Raw genomic sequence first — 15,414 nt, 5'->3', positions numbered from 1 at the left:
CCCTCCGCGGTCGACCGACTCAGCCCTCGCGGCGCTCGCCGATCAGTACCGCCAGCCCGTCCAGCACCCGTGCCAGCCCGAAGGCGTACGCGTGGTCCGGGCTGTACGCGCCGCCGTGCGCCTCGCCGGCGGCACTGCCCACCCGGGCCGCCACCGGGTGGCGCTCACCGTCGAAGACCCGGGCCAGCAGCTCGGCGTTGGCGGCCCACCACTGCCCGTCGGTCATCGCGCTGTCCTGCCGCGCGGCCCGCTCGTCGGCGGCCATCCGGGCACAGGTCTCGACGAAGCCCAGCAGGTGCGTGAGGGCGGCGTCCAGCTCGACGTCCGGCAGGCCCGTTCCCTCCAGGGCGCTCAGCTCGTACTCGTACTTGGCCATCAGCCCCGGCCCGAGCGGCGGGCGACTGGTGGCGACCGCCGACATCCACGGGTGGGCCCGGTAGAGCGCGCGGTTGTCCTCGGCGACGGCGGTCACCCGCGCCCGCCAGTCCTCGCCGGACGGGGCACTGCGGGGCATGCCCGCGTAGACGGTGTCCAGCATCAGGTCGAGCAGCTCCGCCTTGCCCGGCACGTAGGTGTACAGCGCCATCGGCGAGACCCCGAGCTCCTGGGCCACCCGCCGCATGGTCACGGCGTCCACGCCCTCGGCGTCCGCGATCGCGATCGCGGCGGCCGCGATCTCCGCCGGCGACTTCGCCTGCCGCGGCCCGCGCCGACCGGGCCTCTCCTCCGCCGTCGCCCCCCAGAGCAGCGCGAGGGTGCGCGCCGGGTCTCCTGCGCTGCTGCGGTCACTCGCCATACGCCGATCCTTTCACGCCCGCCGCCCCGCCGTGGGACTACCGTCGCCCCATGACCGACGCCGCCCCCGAACCCCTCCCGCTCACCGCGACCCCCGGCCCCGTCCGCCCCCGGGTCACCTGCCGGCGCTGCCACCGCCCCCTGCACGATCCCGAGTCCCGCATCCTCCGCCTCGGCCCCGAGTGCCGCGACCCGGCGGAGCGCGTCCGCCGCCACGACGTCGACCAGGACCCGCTGCCGGGGATCGACCAGCCCGCGCCCTGACGCCCCGGGGCCGGACTGCCCCGACGGCCGCCCCCGGCCGGGCGCTGCCGGGGGCGCCCCCGCACCGACCTCGCGACCGCTCGGGGCCACCCCTTGCGCGATTCTCCGTACTATGTATAGTGTACTGCGTACGGGGTAATCGCCGACGAGAGGACTCAACAGCATGCAGATCACCTCCTCCGCCGTTTCGCTCACCGTCGAGGACGTGGACGCTTCGGCGTCGTTCCTCGGCAAGCACTTCGGGTTCGCCCAGCAGATGGCGTCGGACGGGTTCGTCTCGCTCGGACGGGAGGACGCCGGGATGAACGTGGTCTTCCTGCGGCGCGGGATCGAGGTGCTGCCGGAGGGCTTCCGCGACCAGGTCGCCGCCGGACTGATCCTGGCCTTCGTGGTCGCCGACGTGGCCGCCGAGGAGGCGCGACTCCGGGCCGAGGGCGCGGAGATCACCATGCCCCTGCGCGAGGAGCCGTGGGGCGAGAAGCTGTTCCAGGTCACCGACCCGAACGGGGTGGTGATCCAGCTCGTGGAGTGGGCGGAGCAGTCGTGACGGGCCGGATCCCGGCGCGATGACGACGGCGCCCCCGGCCGTGATGGCCGGGGGCGCCGTTCCGTCGTGCCGGGGCCGTCCTCAGTCGACCGTCCAGGTGTCGCTGCCGGCGAGCAGGGCGGCGAGGTCGCCCGGCCCGCGGTGGGCGGCGGCGGTGTCCAGCTGGCTGGTCATCAGCTCGTCGTACACGGGACGTCGGACGCTCCGCAGCACGCCGATCGGGGTGTGGTGCAGGGTGTCCGCGTCGGCGATCCGGGAGAGCGCGAACGCCGTGGCCGGGCCGGCGGCGTGGGCGTCGTGGACCAGGACGGCGGACTCGTTCGAATCGGTGACGGCGTCGACGAACAGCTCGCCGTCGGCGCCGCGGAAGACGCCCCGGGCGCGGTCCGCGCCGAAGCGGATCGGCTGCCCGTGCTCCAGCCTGATCAGCGCCTCGTCCCGGGTGCCGGCCTCCTTGAGCACCTCGAAGGCTCCGTCGTTGAAGATGTTGCAGTTCTGGTAGATCTCGACCAGCGCCGTGCCCTCGTGCTCGGCCGCCGCCCGGAGCACCGACTGGAGGTGCTGGCGGTCGGAGTCGATGGTCCGGGCGACGAAGCTCGCCTCCGCGCCGATCGCCAGCGAGAGCGGGTTGAACGGCGCGTCCAGCGAACCCATCGGCGTGGACTTGGTGATCTTGCCGAGTTCGCTGGTCGGCGAGTACTGCCCCTTGGTCAGGCCGTAGATACGGTTGTTGAACAGCAGGATCTTCAGATTCACATTCCGGCGAAGCGCATGGATCAGATGGTTGCCGCCGATCGACAGCGCGTCGCCGTCGCCGGTCACCACCCAGACGCTGAGGTCCCGCCGGGAGGAGGCCAGCCCGGTGGCGATCGCCGGCGCGCGGCCGTGGATCGAGTGCACCCCGTAGGTGTTCATGTAGTAGGGGAAGCGCGACGAGCAGCCGATACCGGAGACGAAGACGGTGTTCTCCCGTCTGATCCCCAGCTCCGGCATGAACGCCTGCACCGCCGCCAGGATCGCGTAGTCACCGCAGCCCGGGCACCAGCGCACCTCCTGGTCGGTCTTGAAGTCCTTGGCGCTCTGCGGCGCTTCGGTCTTGGGGACCAGCTTCAAGGAGGGGAACTTGTCGCTCATCGGTTGTCCTCCTCGTCCAGGTTGCCGATCGCCGCCCACAGCACGTCCGCCAACTGCGCCGCCTTGAAGGGAAGTCCGCGCACCTGGTTGTAGGACTGGGCGTCCACCAGGTACTTGGCGCGCAGCAGCAGCGCCAGCTGGCCCAGGTTCATCTCCGGGACGATGATCTTGTCGTAACTCCGCAGCACCGTGCCGAGGTTGGCGGGGAAGGGGTTGAGGTTGCGCAGGTGCGTCTGGGCGATCTCACCGCCGTCCGCACGGACCCGGCGGACCGCCGCCGTGATCGGGCCGTAGGTCGAGCCCCAGCCGATGACCAGCACCCGGGCCTCCCCGGACGGGTCGTCGACCTCGACCTCGGGCACCGTGATGCCGTCCACCTTGGCCTGGCGGATACGGACCATGAAGTCGTGGTTGGCCGGGTCGTAGGAGATGTTGCCGGTGCCGTCCTGCTTCTCGATGCCGCCGATCCGGTGCTCCAGGCCGGGCGTGCCGGGGACGGCCCACGGTCGGGCCAGGGTCTGCGGATCGCGCAGGTACGGCCAGAAGGCGCCGTCCTCGCGGTTCGGTCCGGTGGCGAAGTCCGGGCTGATCCCGGGCAGTTCGTCGACCTCGGGGATCCGCCAGGGCTCGGACCCGTTGGCCAGGTAGCCGTCCGAGAGCAGGAAGACCGGGGTGCGGTAGGTGACCGCGATCCGGGCCGCCTCCAGCGCCGCGTCGAAGCACTCGGCCGGGGTCGCCGGGGCGACGATCGGCACCGGGGCCTCGCCGTTGCGGCCGAACATCGCCTGCAGCAGGTCGGCCTGCTCGGTCTTGGTCGGCAGACCGGTGGACGGGCCGCCGCGCTGGATGTCGACCACCAGCAGGGGGAGTTCGAGCGAGACGGCCAGGCCGATGGTCTCGCTCTTCAGCGCCACACCCGGGCCGGAGGTGGTCGTCACGCCGAGCGCGCCGCCGAAGGCCGCGCCGAGCGCCGCGCCGATGCCGGCGATCTCGTCCTCGGCCTGGAAGGTGCGCACCCCGTAGTTCTTGTGCCTGCTGAGCTCGTGCAGGATGTCCGAGGCCGGGGTGATCGGGTACGAGCCCAGGTAGAGCGGCAGCCCCGAGCGCTGGGAGGCGGCGATCAGGCCGTAGGAGAGGGCCAGGTTGCCGGAGATGTTGCGGTAGCGGCCGGGCGGGAGCTTGGCCGGCGACACCTCGTAGGAGACCGCGAACGACTCGGTCGTCTCACCGAAGTTCCAACCGGCCCTGAAGGCACTGATGTTGGCCTCGGCGATCTGCGGCTTCTTGGCGAACTTGCTGCGGAGGAAGGACTCGGTGCCGCGGGTCGGCCGGTGGTACATCCAGGAGAGCAGGCCCAGCGCGAACATGTTCTTCGCCCGCTCGGCGTCCTTGCGGGCCAGTCCGCTGTCCTTGAGGGCCTCCAGGGTGAGCGTGGTCAGCGGCACCTTGTGCAGGTGGTAGGCCTCCAGCGAGCCGTCGTCCAGCGGGTCCGCCCCGTAACCGACCTTGGCCAGCGCGCGCTTGGTGAACTCGTCGGTGTTGACGATGATCTCCGCACCGCGCGGCAGGTCCGCGAGGTTGGCCTTGAGCGCGGCCGGGTTCATCGCCACCAGGACGTTCGGCGCGTCCCCGGGGGTCAGGATGTCGTGGTCGGCGAAGTGGAGCTGGAAGGACGACACGCCCGGCAGGGTTCCGGCGGGAGCCCGGATCTCGGCCGGGAAGTTGGGCAGGGTGGAGAGGTCGTTGCCGAAGGACGCCGTCTCGGAGGTGAAACGGTCGCCGGTGAGCTGCATGCCGTCGCCGGAGTCTCCGGCGAATCTGATGATCACCCGGTCCAACTTGCGGATCGGCTTGGCGCCCCTGGGCTGTGGACCGACCGGCACGGCAGGGCCGGAGCGGCCACCGCCGGGCCCGGACCGGCCCTCGTCGCCGTCCGAGCCGTCCACTGCTTCTGACTGATCGACCTGACTGGTCACTGCCGCGGACCTCCTCGTGGGCACCAGCCGCGGGCGTGAGCCGTGTGCCCCGTCCGCCTGGTGCACCTCTCGCATCCTATGCGGGTAAGGATTGCCTGGGACGGAACTACCCGATGCGGCGGAAAATCACCGCCGCATCCCGGTACAACACGCCGGGCGGCCCGGCCCATACCCGAGCTGGGGAGGTTCGTTCGAATGCCAACCACATGTTCGGGAATGCCCCTCCTGCCGGGGGGCGGTGCATTCAGGAATTCAGATAAGTGAGCACCGCGAGAACCCGCCGGTGGTCACCCGGGCTCTGCGCCAGGCCGAGCTTGAGGAAGATGTTGCTGACGTGCTTCTCCACCGCGCCCTCCGAGACGACCAGCTGCTTCGCCACCGCGGTGTTGGTCCGCCCCTCGGCCATCAGCCCCAGCACCTCGCGCTCCCGCGGGGTCAGCCCGGCCAGCACGTCACCCTTGCGGCTGCGGCTGAGCAGCTGCTGCACCACCTCGGGGTCCAGCGCGGTGCCCCCCTCGGCCACCCGGACCACCGCGTCGACGAACTCGCGGACCTCGGCCACCCGGTCCTTCAGCAGGTAGCCGACGCCACGGGTGGATCCGGCCAGCAGTTCGGAGGCGTAGCGCTCCTCGACGAACTGCGACAGCACCAGCACGCCCAGCGCCGGGTAGAGCTCGCGGAGCGTGACGCAGGCGCGCAGGCCCTCGTCGGTGTGGTTCGGCGGCATCCGGACGTCCGAGACCACCACGTCCGGCAGCGCGTCGGCGGCCGCCAGCTCGTGGACGGTCTTGATCAGGGCGTCGCCGTCACCGACCCCGGCCACGACCTCCAGACCGCGGTCGGTGAGCAGCCGGGTCAGACCCTCCCGCAGCAGTACGGAGTCCTCGGCGATGACGACGCGAAGCATGGCGGCCTTCCGGATGGGCGGAGCTGCGGGCGGAGCTGACGGGTGTCAGTCTCCCCCATCCGCGCGCCCCCGGGGGCGGCCGGGCCGGAATTCGCGCCGCCCGCCGGAGCGGTCCGCGCCGGCCTCACATGGTGCGGATGGCCACCGAGTCGCAGAGTGCCCGGAGGGCCTCCTTGGCCGGGCCGTCCGGGAGCGGCTCCAGCAGCGCGCGGGCCTCCTCCGCGTGCCGCAGCGTCTCCCGGCGTGCGCGCTCCAGCGCCGGGTGGCGGCGCAGCAGCCGCAGCGTCTCGGCGTGCAGCTCGTCGTCGCCGCTGAGGTCCCGGCTCAGCAGTTCGCGCAGCCGCGTGTCGGACGGGTCCGCGGGGTCCGCGGGCATCTGGCGCAGCAGCAGGGTCGGCAGTGTCGGCACGCCCTCGCGCAGGTCGGTGCCGGGGGTCTTGCCGGACTCGTGGCCGTCGCTGGCGATGTCCAGGACGTCGTCGGCCAGCTGGAAGGCGATGCCGATCCGCTCGCCGTAGGCGCTGAGGGTGTCGATCACCCAGGGCTCGGCACCGGCCAGCAGTGCTCCTATCCGGCAGGAGACCGCGATCAGCGAGCCGGTCTTGCCGGCCAGGACGTCGAGGTAGTGGCGGAGCGGGTCGTCGTCCGCGGCCGGGCCGACCGTCTCCAGGATCTGGCCGGTGACCAGCCGCTCGAAGGCGTCGGCCTGGACCCGGACGGCCTCCGGGCCGAGGTCGGCGAGCACCTGCGAGGCGCGGGAGAAGAGGAAGTCGCCGGTGAGGATGGCGACCGAGTTGTCCCAACGCGAGTTGGCGCTGGGGGCGCCGCGGCGCACCGGGGCCTCGTCCATGACGTCGTCGTGGTAGAGCGTGGCGAGGTGGGTGAGCTCGACGACGACGGCGGCCGGCACCACGCCGGGGGCGTTGGCGTCGCCGAACTGGGCGGCGAGCAGCACCAGCAGCGGGCGGAACCGCTTGCCGCCGGCCGCCATGAGGTGACTGGCGGTGACGGTGATGAACGGGACGTCGCTCTTCACGGCCTCGGCGAGCGCGACCTCCACCGCGTCCATCCCGGCCTGGACGTCGCGGGTCAGATCGCGGTCCTGCACGCTGAGCCCAAAGGGTCCCACGACGGTCACGAAGACCACTCCTCTGTCCCTGGTCGATCTAGCGGCCTGGTCCCTGAGTGCCGCCGCTGGCCATACAGGCAGGGTATCCGGTCGCGAGTGGATCACTGCACGGGCGTGCGGGTCTGTCATGGTCCGGGCGTCCGCGCTGGCCAGCGGGGATTCCGACACGGCGCGTCCGGGCCGCGCGCAAGGGGCGCGGCCCGGACGGCCGGTGAGCGTTCGGCGGGTGCTCAACCGACGAAGATCGAGGCCTTCGACGCCAGGTCCAGGAAGTACTGCGGAAGCAGTCCGAGGACGAGCGTGGCGAGCACCCCGATGCCGATCGCGGCCGCCGTGAAGGCGCTCGGGATGGCGACGGTCGGACCGCCCGGCTGCGGGTCCGAGAAGAACATCAGGACGATGACCCTGATGTAGAAGAACGCCGCCACCGCCGAGCTGAGCACACCGACGATCACCAGCGGGGTCGCCCCGCCGGCCGCCGCGGCCTGGAAGACCGCGAACTTGCCGGTGAAGCCGGAGGTCAGCGGGATGCCCGCGAAGGCCAGCAGGAACAGTGCGAAGACCGCCGCGACCAGCGGGGAGCGCCGGCCCAGGCCGGCCCAGCTGGACAGGTGGGTCGCCTCGCCCTTGGAGTCGCGCACCAGGGTGACCACGGCGAAGGCACCGAGCGTCACGAAGGAGTACGCCAGCAGGTAGAAGAGCACCGAGCTCAGGCCCTGCTTGTTGGTGGCGATCACGCCGGTGAGGATGAACCCGGCGTGTGCGATCGAGGAGTAGGCGAGCAGCCGCTTGACGTCCTGCTGGGTGACGGCCAGGACCGCGCCGACCACCATGGTGAGGATCGCGACGCCCCACATCACCGGCCGCCAGTCCAGCCGCAGCGCGGGGAAGGCGACGTAGAACAGCCGCAGCACCGCGCCGAACGCGGCCACCTTGGTCGCGGCCGCCATGAAGCCGGTGACCGGGGTCGGCGCGCCCTGGTAGACGTCCGGGGTCCAGGAGTGGAACGGCACCGCGCCGACCTTGAAGAGCAGGCCGACCGCCAGCAGCGCCAGGCCGACCAGCAGCAGGGCGTCGTTCTGGGTGGTGGAGAGCAGGGCCGGGGTGGCCAGTGCCTTGCCGGAGATGACGTCCGAGATCTCGCCGAGCCGCACGCTGCCCGCGAACCCGTACAGCAGCGCGGTGCCGAACAGGAAGAACGCCGAGGCGAAGGCGCCGAGCAGGAAGTACTTGACCGCCGCCTCCTGGGAGAGCAGCCGGCGGCGGCGGGCCAGCGCGCAGAGCAGGTAGAGCGGGAGGGAGAAGACCTCCAGCGCGACGAACATGGTCAGCAGGTCGTTGGCGGCGGGGAAGAGCAGCATCCCGCCGACCGCGAACATGGTGAGCGGGAAGACCTCGCTGGTGGTGAAGCCGGCCCGGACCGCGGAGCGCTCCTGTTCGCCGCCGGGGGTGGCGGCGGCCTGGGCGGTGAAGGCGTCGGCCGGTTCTCCCCCGGCCTTGGGCTCCAGCCCGCGTTCGGCGTAGGTCAGCACCGCGACCACCGCGACCAGCAGGATCACGCCCTGCAGGAAGAGCGCCGGGCCGTCCAGCGCCACCGCGCCCATCGCGAGCAGGTCGAACTTGGTGGAGCCGTAGCCCTGCGAGGCGAGCACCACCACGGCGGTGAACGCGCCGGCCAGGCCGACCAGGGCGAGGACGACCTGGGCCCAGTGCCGGTACCGGCGGGGCAGGAAGGCCTCCAGCAGGATGCCGGCCACCGCGGCGCCGAACACCACGAGCATCGGCGAGAGCTGGCCGTACTCGACGTGCGGCGCGGGGATGCTCTGGGTGTTGCCGCCCGCGGCGGCGAGCCATCCGGTGGTGCTCACTTGTGCTCACCTCCTGAGCGGGCGGACCCGTCGCCCGAGGTTCCGTTGTCGGCGGCGACCGGGTGCACCGGCGCCGGGTCGGTCTCGTGGACCTGCGAGAGGGTCGCGTCCACCGCCGGGTTGACGATGTCGGTGAGCGGCTTCGGGTAGACACCGAGCAGGATGGTCAGTGCCACCAGCGGTGTGACGACGGCGAGTTCACGCACCTTGAGGTCGTGCATGCCGCGCACCCCGTCCTTGACCGGGCCGGTCATGGTGCGCTGGTAGAGCAGCAGGGCGTACAGCGCGGCGAGCACGATGCCGAAGGTGGCGACGATGCCGACCGCCGGGTACCGGGTGAAGGTGCCCACCAGGACGAGGAACTCGCTGACGAAGGGCGCGAGCCCCGGCAGCGAGAGGGTGGCCAGGCCGCCGATCAGGAAGGTCCCGGCGAGCACCGGGGCGACCTTCTGGACGCCGCCGTAGTCGGCGATCAGTCGCGAGCCGCGGCGGGAGATCAGGAAGCCGGCCACCAGCATCCACGCGGCGGTGGAGATCCCGTGGTTCACCATGTAGAGGGTGGCGCCGCTCTGGCCCTGGCTGGTCAGCGCGAAGATGCCCATGATGATGAAGCCGAAGTGCGAGATCGAGGCGTAGGCGACCAGCCGCTTGATGTCCTTCTGGCCGATCGCCAGCAGTGCGCCGTAGATGATCCCGATCACCGAGAGGACCATGATCGCCGGGGCGAAGGTCTTCGAGGCGTCCGGGAAGAGCCCGAGGCAGAAGCGGAGCATCGCGAAGGTGCCGACCTTGTCCACCACGGCGGTGATCAGGACGGCCGTCCCGGCGGTGGCCTCGCCCATCGCGTTCGGCAGCCAGGTGTGCAGCGGCCAGAGCGGGGCCTTCACCGCGAAGGCGAAGAAGAAGCCCAGGAACAGCGCCTTCTCGGCGGTGCCGCTGAACTCCAGTCGGCCGTCGGCGATCGCGCCGGTCAGCGTCCGCAGGTCGAAGGTGCCGAAGCCCTGCCCCTGCGCGATCACGTACAGCCCGATCACCGCGGCCAGCATGACCAGGCCGCCGAGCAGGTTGTACAGCAGGAACTTGACCGCCGCGTAGGAGCGCTGGCGGGCGGACTCGGGGCCGCCGGCCCGGTCGCCGAAGCCGCCGATCAGGAAGTACATCGGGATCAGCATGGCTTCGAAGAAGACGTAGAACAGGAAGACGTCGGTCGCGTAGAAGGAGACGACGACCATCGCCTCCACCGCCAGGATCAGGGCGAAGAAGCCCTGGGTGCGCCGCCTGTTCTCGAAGGTGCCGTCCGGGGCCGCGGGCGCCGGGTCGGCGTCGTGCCAGGAGGCGAGCATCACGATGGGCACCAGGACGGCGGTGAGCAGGGCCAGGACCGCGCCGATGCCGTCCACGCCGAGCGAGAAGGTGATGCCGAAGGAGCGGATCCAGCTGTACGACTCGGTCAGCTGGTAGCGCGCGCCGTCCGGGTCGAACCGCGCGGTCACCACGGCGGCGAGCACCAGGGTGACGGCGGAGACGGCCAGCGCGACGGTCTTGGTGGTCCGTCGCCTGGCGTCGGTGGACCCGGCGGGCAGGGCGGCGGTCAGCACCGCGCCGGCCGCCGGGACGGCACACGTGGCGGTGAGCAGGGCGCTCATGGCCGGACCTCCCGACGGTGCGTGTAATCCCAATCCATCAGACGGACCTCATCAGGAGAGTCGTGGCGACCAGCACCAGCGTGCCGCCGAACATGGAGAGCGCGTACGACCGGACGTAGCCGTTCTGGATCCGGCGCAGCCTGCTGGAGATGCCGCCGATGGTGGCGGCGAGGCCGTTGACGAAGCCGTCCAGGCCGCGGCTGTCGAAGTAGACCAGCGCCGCGGCGAGCGCGGAGCCGGGGCGGACCAGGACCGCGTGGTTGAAGTCGTCCTGGAGGAGGTCCCGGCGGGCGGCCCGGGTGAGCGGGGACCCGTACGGCGGCAGCACCGGGACGGCGGAGCGGCCGTACATCAGGTACGCGACGGCGACGCCGATCACCATGCAGGCGGTGGCGAGCGCGCTGACGGTGAGTTCGCCGAGCGGCGAGTCGCCGTGGGCGTGGCCGGTGACCGGCTCCAGCCAGGTGACGAAGGAGCTGTTGTAGGCGAAGATCGCGCCGGCGAAGACCGAGCCGAAGGCCAGCACGATCATCGGCGTGGTCATGGTCTTCGGCGACTCGTGCGGGTGCGGGTCGTTGCCCTCGGCGTCCGGCTGCCAGCGGCGCTCCCCGAAGAAGGTCAGGATCATCACCCGGGTCATGTAGAACGCGGTGACGGCGGCGCCGAGGAGGGTGCAGAAGCCGAGGATCCAGCCCTCGGTGCCGCCCTTGGCGAAGGCCGCTTCGATGATCTTGTCCTTGGAGAAGAACCCGGAGAGGCCGGGGAACCCGATGATCGCCAGGTAGCCGAGGCCGAACGTCACGAAGGTGACCGGCATGAACTTCCGCAGACCGCCGTAGTGACGCATGTTCACCTCGTCGTTCATGCCGTGCATGACCGACCCGGCGCCGAGGAAGAGCCCGGCCTTGAAGAAGCCGTGGGTCACCAGGTGCATGATCGCGAAGGCGTAGCCGATCGGGCCGAGGCCGGCCGCGAGGATCATGTAGCCGATCTGCGACATGGTCGAGCCGGCCAGCGCCTTCTTGATGTCGTCCTTGGCGCAACCGACGATCGCACCGAACAGCAGGGTGACCGTCCCGACCACCACCACGGCGGTCTGGGCGTCCGGCGCCAGGTTGAAGATCGCCCCGGAACGGGTGATCAGGTAGACGCCGGCGGTCACCATGGTGGCCGCGTGGATCAGCGCCGAGACCGGGGTCGGACCCTCCATGGCGTCCCCGAGCCACGACTGCAGCGGCACCTGGGCGGACTTGCCGCAGGCCGCGAGCAGCAGCATCAGGCCGATCGCGGTCAGCTTGCCCTCGCTCGCCTGGTCCGCGGCGCCGAAGACCGGCTCGAAGGTGAAGGAGCCGAACTCGACGAACATCAGCATGATCGCGATCGAGAGGCCCATGTCACCGACGCGGTTGACGATGAACGCCTTCTTCGCGGCCGTGGCGGCGCTCGGCTTGTGCTGCCAGAAGCCGATCAGCAGGTACGAGGCCAGGCCGACGCCCTCCCAGCCGAAGTACAGCAGGAGGTAGTTGTCGGCGGTCACCAGCAGCAGCATCGCCGACAGGAAGAGGTTCAGGTAGGCGAAGAAGCGGCGCCGGCGCTCGTCGTGCGCCATGTAGCCCACCGAGTAGAGGTGGATCAGGGTGCCGACGCCGGTGATCAGCAGGACGAAGGTCATCGAGAGCTGGTCGAGCTGGAACGCGATGTCGGCCTGGAAGCCGTTCACCGGGATCCAGCTGAACAGGTTCTCCGTGAGTGTGCGGTCCTCGGCCTCCCGGCCCAGCATGTCCGAGAAGAGGACGACACCGAAGCCGAAGGAGAGCGCGGCGAGCGCGGTGGCCAGCCAGTGGCCGAACCGGTCGAACACCCGGCCGCCGAGCAGCAGCAGGGCGGCGCCGGCCAGCGGGGCCGCGACCAGCAGCGGAATGAGTGAGTTCACCGAAGGCCCTCCGCCTACAGCTTCATGAGGTTGCTGTCGTCGACCGAAGCGGAGTGCCTGGTCCGGAAGATGGAGACGATGATGGCGAGGCCGACCACGACCTCGGCCGCCGCGACCACCATGGTGAAGAACGCGATGATCTGGCCGTCCAGGTTGCCGTGCAGCCTGGAGAACGTGACCAGCGCCAGGTTGGAGGCGTTGAGCATCAGCTCGACGCACATGAACAGGACGATCGCGTTCCGCCGGATGAGCACACCGGAGGCGCCGATGGTGAACAACAGGGCGGAGAGATAGAGGTAGTTGACCGGATTCACTCCGCCCCCTCCTCGTCGTGGTCGGGTGCCTGGTGGTTGTTCGGCACCGGTTCGAGGGTCTTGCGCCGGCCCTCCGGGTGCTCCAGCTCCTTGCGCGGGCCGGTCACCGGCGGGCGCTCGGACGGCGGGCGGCCCAGCCAGTCGGCGGTGGTGGACTCCAGCTCGGCCATCCGGGCCAGCATCTCGTGGCTGACGTCGCGGATCTGGCCGCGCTCGCGGAGGGTCGCCATCACCGAGTCCTCGGCGATGGTGCCGTCCGGCAGCAGGGCCGGGATGTCCACCGCGTTGTGCCGGGCGTAGACGCCGGGCGCGGGCTTCGGCGGGAGCTGGATGTTGTCCCGCACGCGCTGGTCCGCCAGCTCGCGCTGGGTCTTCGGGGGCTTCACGTGCTCACGGTGGGTCAGCACCATGGCGCCGATCGCGGCGGTGATCAGCAGTGCGCCGGTGACCTCGAAGGCCCAGACGTACTTGGTGAAGATCAGCCGGGCCAGGCCCTGGACGTTGCCCTCGGCGTTGGCCTCGCCGAGACCGGTGAAGGTGTCCAGCTTGGCGTTGGCGATCCCGGCGAGCAGCAGCACGCCGAAGCCGAGGCCGCAGAACACGGCGGCGAACCGCTGGCCCTTCAGCTGCTCCTTCAGCGAGTCCGCGCTGGTCACGCCGACCAGCATCACCACGAAGAGGAACAGCATCATGATCGCGCCGGTGTAGACGACGATCTGCACCACACCCAGGAACACCGCGCCCTGGGCCATGTAACAGACCGCCAGGGCGAGCATGGTGGCGGCCAGGCAGAGCGCGCTGTGCACCGCCTTCTTCATCAGCAGCATGCCGAGCGCGCCGCCGACGGCGATCACCGCGAGGACCCAGAACTGGACGGCCTCACCGGTGGAGGTCGCGCCCGTGACGGCGGCCAGGGTGGCGGGGGCGGCGGTCACGACAGCGCCTCCCTCTCCCGGTCGGTGCGCTCCTGCTGGACCGTGCCGGGCGCCGCCGCGGTGATCTCGCCCCGGTAGTACGCGCCCTCGTCGGCGCCCGGGAAGATCGAGTGCGGGCTGTCGACCATGCCCTCGGAGAGGCCGACCAGCAGCTGCTCCTTGGTGAAGATGAGGTCGGCGCGGGAGGAGTCCGCCAGCTCGTACTCGTTGGTCATGGTGAGCGCGCGGGTCGGACAGGCCTCGATGCAGAGGCCGCAGAGGATGCAGCGGGCGTAGTTGATCTGGTACACCGCGCCGTACCGCTCACCGGGCGAGTAACGCTCGTCCTCCCGGTTGTCGGCACCCTCGACGTAGATCGCGTCGGCCGGGCAGGCCCAGGCGCAGAGCTCGCAGCCGACGCACTTCTCCAGGCCGTCCGGGTGCCGGTTCAGCTGGTGGCGGCCGTGGAAGCGCGGAGCGGTGGGCTTCTTCTGCTCCGGGTACTGCTCGGTGAGCCGCTTCTTGAACATGGCCTTGAAGGTCACGCCGAAGCCGGCGGCCGGCCCGAGGACGGACGGCTTCTCGGTCGGCTCGGGCCGGTCGGCCCGGGCGTTCTGGTCGGACGACATCTCGGTTCAGCTCCCTTCGGAATGGTCGGCCCCGTTGAGGGCGTCCTGGAGTTGCTTCGGGGCGCGGCTGCGCCGGCGCGGGACCGGCGGGAGCTGCTGGCCGGGCAGCGGCGGCACTGGGTACCCGCCCGCCATCGGGTCGAACTCGGGTACCGGTGCGGCCGCTTCGGACTCGGGCTTGCGCTTCACGACGTCCCGGACCAGGCCGAGCAGCAGGAGCACCCCGACCGGGGCACCGACGTACAGCACCACCTGGCCGAACTCGTAGCCCTCGTTGCGCAGCGCCCGGACGCTGGCCACCATCACCAGCCAGACCAGCGAGACCGGGATCAGCACCTTCCAGCCGAGCTTCATGAACTGGTCGTAGCGGAGCCGGGGAAGGGTGCCGCGCAGCCAGATGAAGAAGAAGAGCAGCAGCTGGATCTTGAGGATGATCCAGAGCATCGGCCACCAGCCGTGGTTGGCCCCCTCCCAGAAGGTGGAGACCGGCCAGGGGGCCCGCCAGCCGCCGAGGAACAGGGTGGAGGCGACGGCCGAGACGGTGACCATGTTGACGTACTCGGCCAGCATGAACATCGCGAACTTCAGCGAGGAGTACTCGGTGTTGAAACCGCCGACCAGCTCGCCCTCGGCCTCCGGGAGGTCGAACGGCGCCCGGTTGGTCTCCCCGACCATCGCGATGATGTAGACGATGAACGACACCGGCAGCAGCACCGCGAACCAGGTCGGCTGCTGCGAGGAGACGATCTCCGAGGTGGACATCGAGCCCGAGTAGATGAACACCGCCGCGAAGGACAGGCCCATCGCGATCTCGTAGCTGATCATCTGGGCCGACGAGCGGATCCCGCCGAGCAGCGGGTAGGTCGAACCCGAGGACCAGCCCGCCAGCACGATGCCGTAGATGCCGACCGAGGCGGTGGCCAGGATGTAGAGCAGCGCCACCGGGAAGTCGGTCAGCTGGAGCGGCGTCCGGGTGCCGAAGATCGACACCTCGTCGCCGGCCGGGCCGAACGGGATCACCGCGAAGGCCATGAAGGCGGGGATCGCGCAGACGATCGGGGCCAGGATGTAGACCGCCTTGTCGGCACCCTTGACCACCAGGTCTTCCTTGAGCGCCAGCTTCACGCCGTCGGCGAGCGACTGCAGCAGGCCCCACGGGCCGTGCCGGTTGGGCCCGATGCGCAGCTGCATCCAGGCCACCACCTTGCGCTCCCAGACGATCGCGACGAGCACCGTGCCGACCAGGAAGGCGAAGCAGAAGACGGCCTTGAGCAGCACCAGCCACCAGGGGTCGCGGCCGAAGAAGCCGAGCGTCCCGTACGCGGCGACGTCCTGGGCCGCCGCCGCGGACACGGTGG

Annotated in this window: 14 protein-coding genes; 2 read left to right on the top strand and 12 right to left on the bottom strand. The window is 70.8% G+C overall.

Annotation, left to right across the window (positions count from 1 at the left end):
- Positions 1–19: 19 nt before the first annotated feature.
- A complete protein-coding gene (locus AC067J_RS21930; RefSeq protein WP_478301629.1) occupies positions 20–796 on the bottom strand; it encodes a TetR/AcrR family transcriptional regulator in 777 nt (258 codons plus the stop codon).
- Between the two features lie 50 nt (positions 797–846).
- On the opposite strand from AC067J_RS21930, the gene AC067J_RS21925 reads away from it, so the two are divergent.
- The gene (locus tag AC067J_RS21925; protein ID WP_478301627.1) at positions 847–1,059 is read left to right on the top strand and encodes a DUF6011 domain-containing protein; all 213 of its coding nucleotides are present in this window, start codon (positions 847–849) and stop codon (positions 1,057–1,059) included.
- A gap of 163 nt (positions 1,060–1,222) precedes the next feature.
- Positions 1,223–1,606: a VOC family protein gene (locus tag AC067J_RS21920; RefSeq protein ID WP_478301625.1), complete on the top strand. Its 384-nt coding sequence runs from the start codon at positions 1,223–1,225 to the stop codon at positions 1,604–1,606.
- An 81-nt stretch (positions 1,607–1,687) separates the two neighbouring features.
- Here AC067J_RS21920 and AC067J_RS21915 read toward each other — a convergent pair whose 3' ends face one another.
- From AC067J_RS21915 to nuoH, 11 genes are all read right to left on the bottom strand, one after another.
- Positions 1,688–2,740 (bottom strand): 2-oxoacid:ferredoxin oxidoreductase subunit beta, encoded by a 1,053-nt coding sequence (locus AC067J_RS21915; protein ID WP_478301623.1) that lies wholly within the window; start codon positions 2,738–2,740, stop codon positions 1,688–1,690.
- Complete coding sequence (locus AC067J_RS21910) at positions 2,737–4,716, bottom strand: 2-oxoacid:acceptor oxidoreductase subunit alpha (RefSeq protein WP_478301621.1); 1,980 nt, start codon at positions 4,714–4,716, stop codon at positions 2,737–2,739. The genes AC067J_RS21915 and AC067J_RS21910 overlap by 4 nt, the downstream gene beginning before the upstream one ends.
- 244 nt (positions 4,717–4,960) lie before the next feature.
- Entirely contained in the window at positions 4,961–5,623 is a 663-nt protein-coding gene (locus AC067J_RS21905) for a response regulator transcription factor (protein WP_478301619.1), read from the bottom strand.
- A gap of 124 nt (positions 5,624–5,747) precedes the next feature.
- The gene (locus tag AC067J_RS21900; protein ID WP_478301618.1) at positions 5,748–6,761 is read right to left on the bottom strand and encodes a polyprenyl synthetase family protein; all 1,014 of its coding nucleotides are present in this window, start codon (positions 6,759–6,761) and stop codon (positions 5,748–5,750) included.
- Between the two features lie 221 nt (positions 6,762–6,982).
- The gene (gene nuoN, locus AC067J_RS21895) at positions 6,983–8,620 is read right to left on the bottom strand and encodes an NADH-quinone oxidoreductase subunit NuoN (RefSeq protein ID WP_478301616.1); all 1,638 of its coding nucleotides are present in this window, start codon (positions 8,618–8,620) and stop codon (positions 6,983–6,985) included.
- A complete protein-coding gene (locus AC067J_RS21890; RefSeq protein ID WP_478301614.1) occupies positions 8,617–10,266 on the bottom strand; it encodes an NADH-quinone oxidoreductase subunit M in 1,650 nt (549 codons plus the stop codon). Before AC067J_RS21890 ends, nuoN begins: the two co-directional genes overlap by 4 nt.
- Positions 10,267–10,303: 37 nt before the next feature.
- Positions 10,304–12,199, bottom strand: coding sequence for an NADH-quinone oxidoreductase subunit L (nuoL, locus tag AC067J_RS21885; RefSeq protein ID WP_478301612.1), 1,896 nt, complete (start codon positions 12,197–12,199; stop codon positions 10,304–10,306).
- A 14-nt stretch (positions 12,200–12,213) separates the two neighbouring features.
- Complete coding sequence (gene nuoK / locus AC067J_RS21880) at positions 12,214–12,513, bottom strand: NADH-quinone oxidoreductase subunit NuoK (protein ID WP_209412994.1); 300 nt, start codon at positions 12,511–12,513, stop codon at positions 12,214–12,216.
- Positions 12,510–13,448, bottom strand: a complete 939-nt coding sequence (locus tag AC067J_RS21875; RefSeq protein ID WP_478301610.1) for an NADH-quinone oxidoreductase subunit J — start codon at positions 13,446–13,448, stop codon at positions 12,510–12,512. Before AC067J_RS21875 ends, nuoK begins: the two co-directional genes overlap by 4 nt.
- Positions 13,445–14,056, bottom strand: a complete 612-nt coding sequence (gene nuoI, locus AC067J_RS21870) for an NADH-quinone oxidoreductase subunit NuoI (RefSeq protein WP_478301608.1) — start codon at positions 14,054–14,056, stop codon at positions 13,445–13,447. The genes AC067J_RS21875 and nuoI overlap by 4 nt, the downstream gene beginning before the upstream one ends.
- A 6-nt stretch (positions 14,057–14,062) precedes the next feature.
- On the bottom strand, positions 14,063–15,409 hold the full coding sequence (gene nuoH / locus AC067J_RS21865) for an NADH-quinone oxidoreductase subunit NuoH (RefSeq protein ID WP_478301808.1): 1,347 nt from the start codon (positions 15,407–15,409) through the stop codon (positions 14,063–14,065).
- Between the last annotated feature and the right edge of the window lie 5 nt (positions 15,410–15,414).

The organism is Kitasatospora sp. NPDC042419, assembly GCF_056437345.1.
The sequence above is the reverse complement of the archived record's forward strand: the minus strand, read 5'-3'. Positions and strand labels throughout refer to the sequence as shown.

Excerpts from the sequence above, each read along its gene's own strand:
- AC067J_RS21930 (WP_478301629.1), bottom strand. The coding sequence starts at position 796 with ATGGCGAGTGACCGCAGCAGCGCAGGAGACCCGGCGCGCACCCTCGCG.
- AC067J_RS21925 (WP_478301627.1), top strand. The coding sequence starts at position 847 with ATGACCGACGCCGCCCCCGAACCCCTCCCGCTCACCGCGACCCCCGGC.
- AC067J_RS21920 (WP_478301625.1), top strand. The coding sequence starts at position 1,223 with ATGCAGATCACCTCCTCCGCCGTTTCGCTCACCGTCGAGGACGTGGAC.
- AC067J_RS21915 (WP_478301623.1), bottom strand. The coding sequence starts at position 2,740 with ATGAGCGACAAGTTCCCCTCCTTGAAGCTGGTCCCCAAGACCGAAGCG.
- AC067J_RS21905 (WP_478301619.1), bottom strand. The coding sequence starts at position 5,623 with ATGCTTCGCGTCGTCATCGCCGAGGACTCCGTACTGCTGCGGGAGGGT.
- AC067J_RS21890 (WP_478301614.1), bottom strand. The coding sequence starts at position 10,266 with ATGAGCGCCCTGCTCACCGCCACGTGTGCCGTCCCGGCGGCCGGCGCG.
- nuoI (WP_478301608.1), bottom strand. The coding sequence starts at position 14,056 with ATGTCGTCCGACCAGAACGCCCGGGCCGACCGGCCCGAGCCGACCGAG.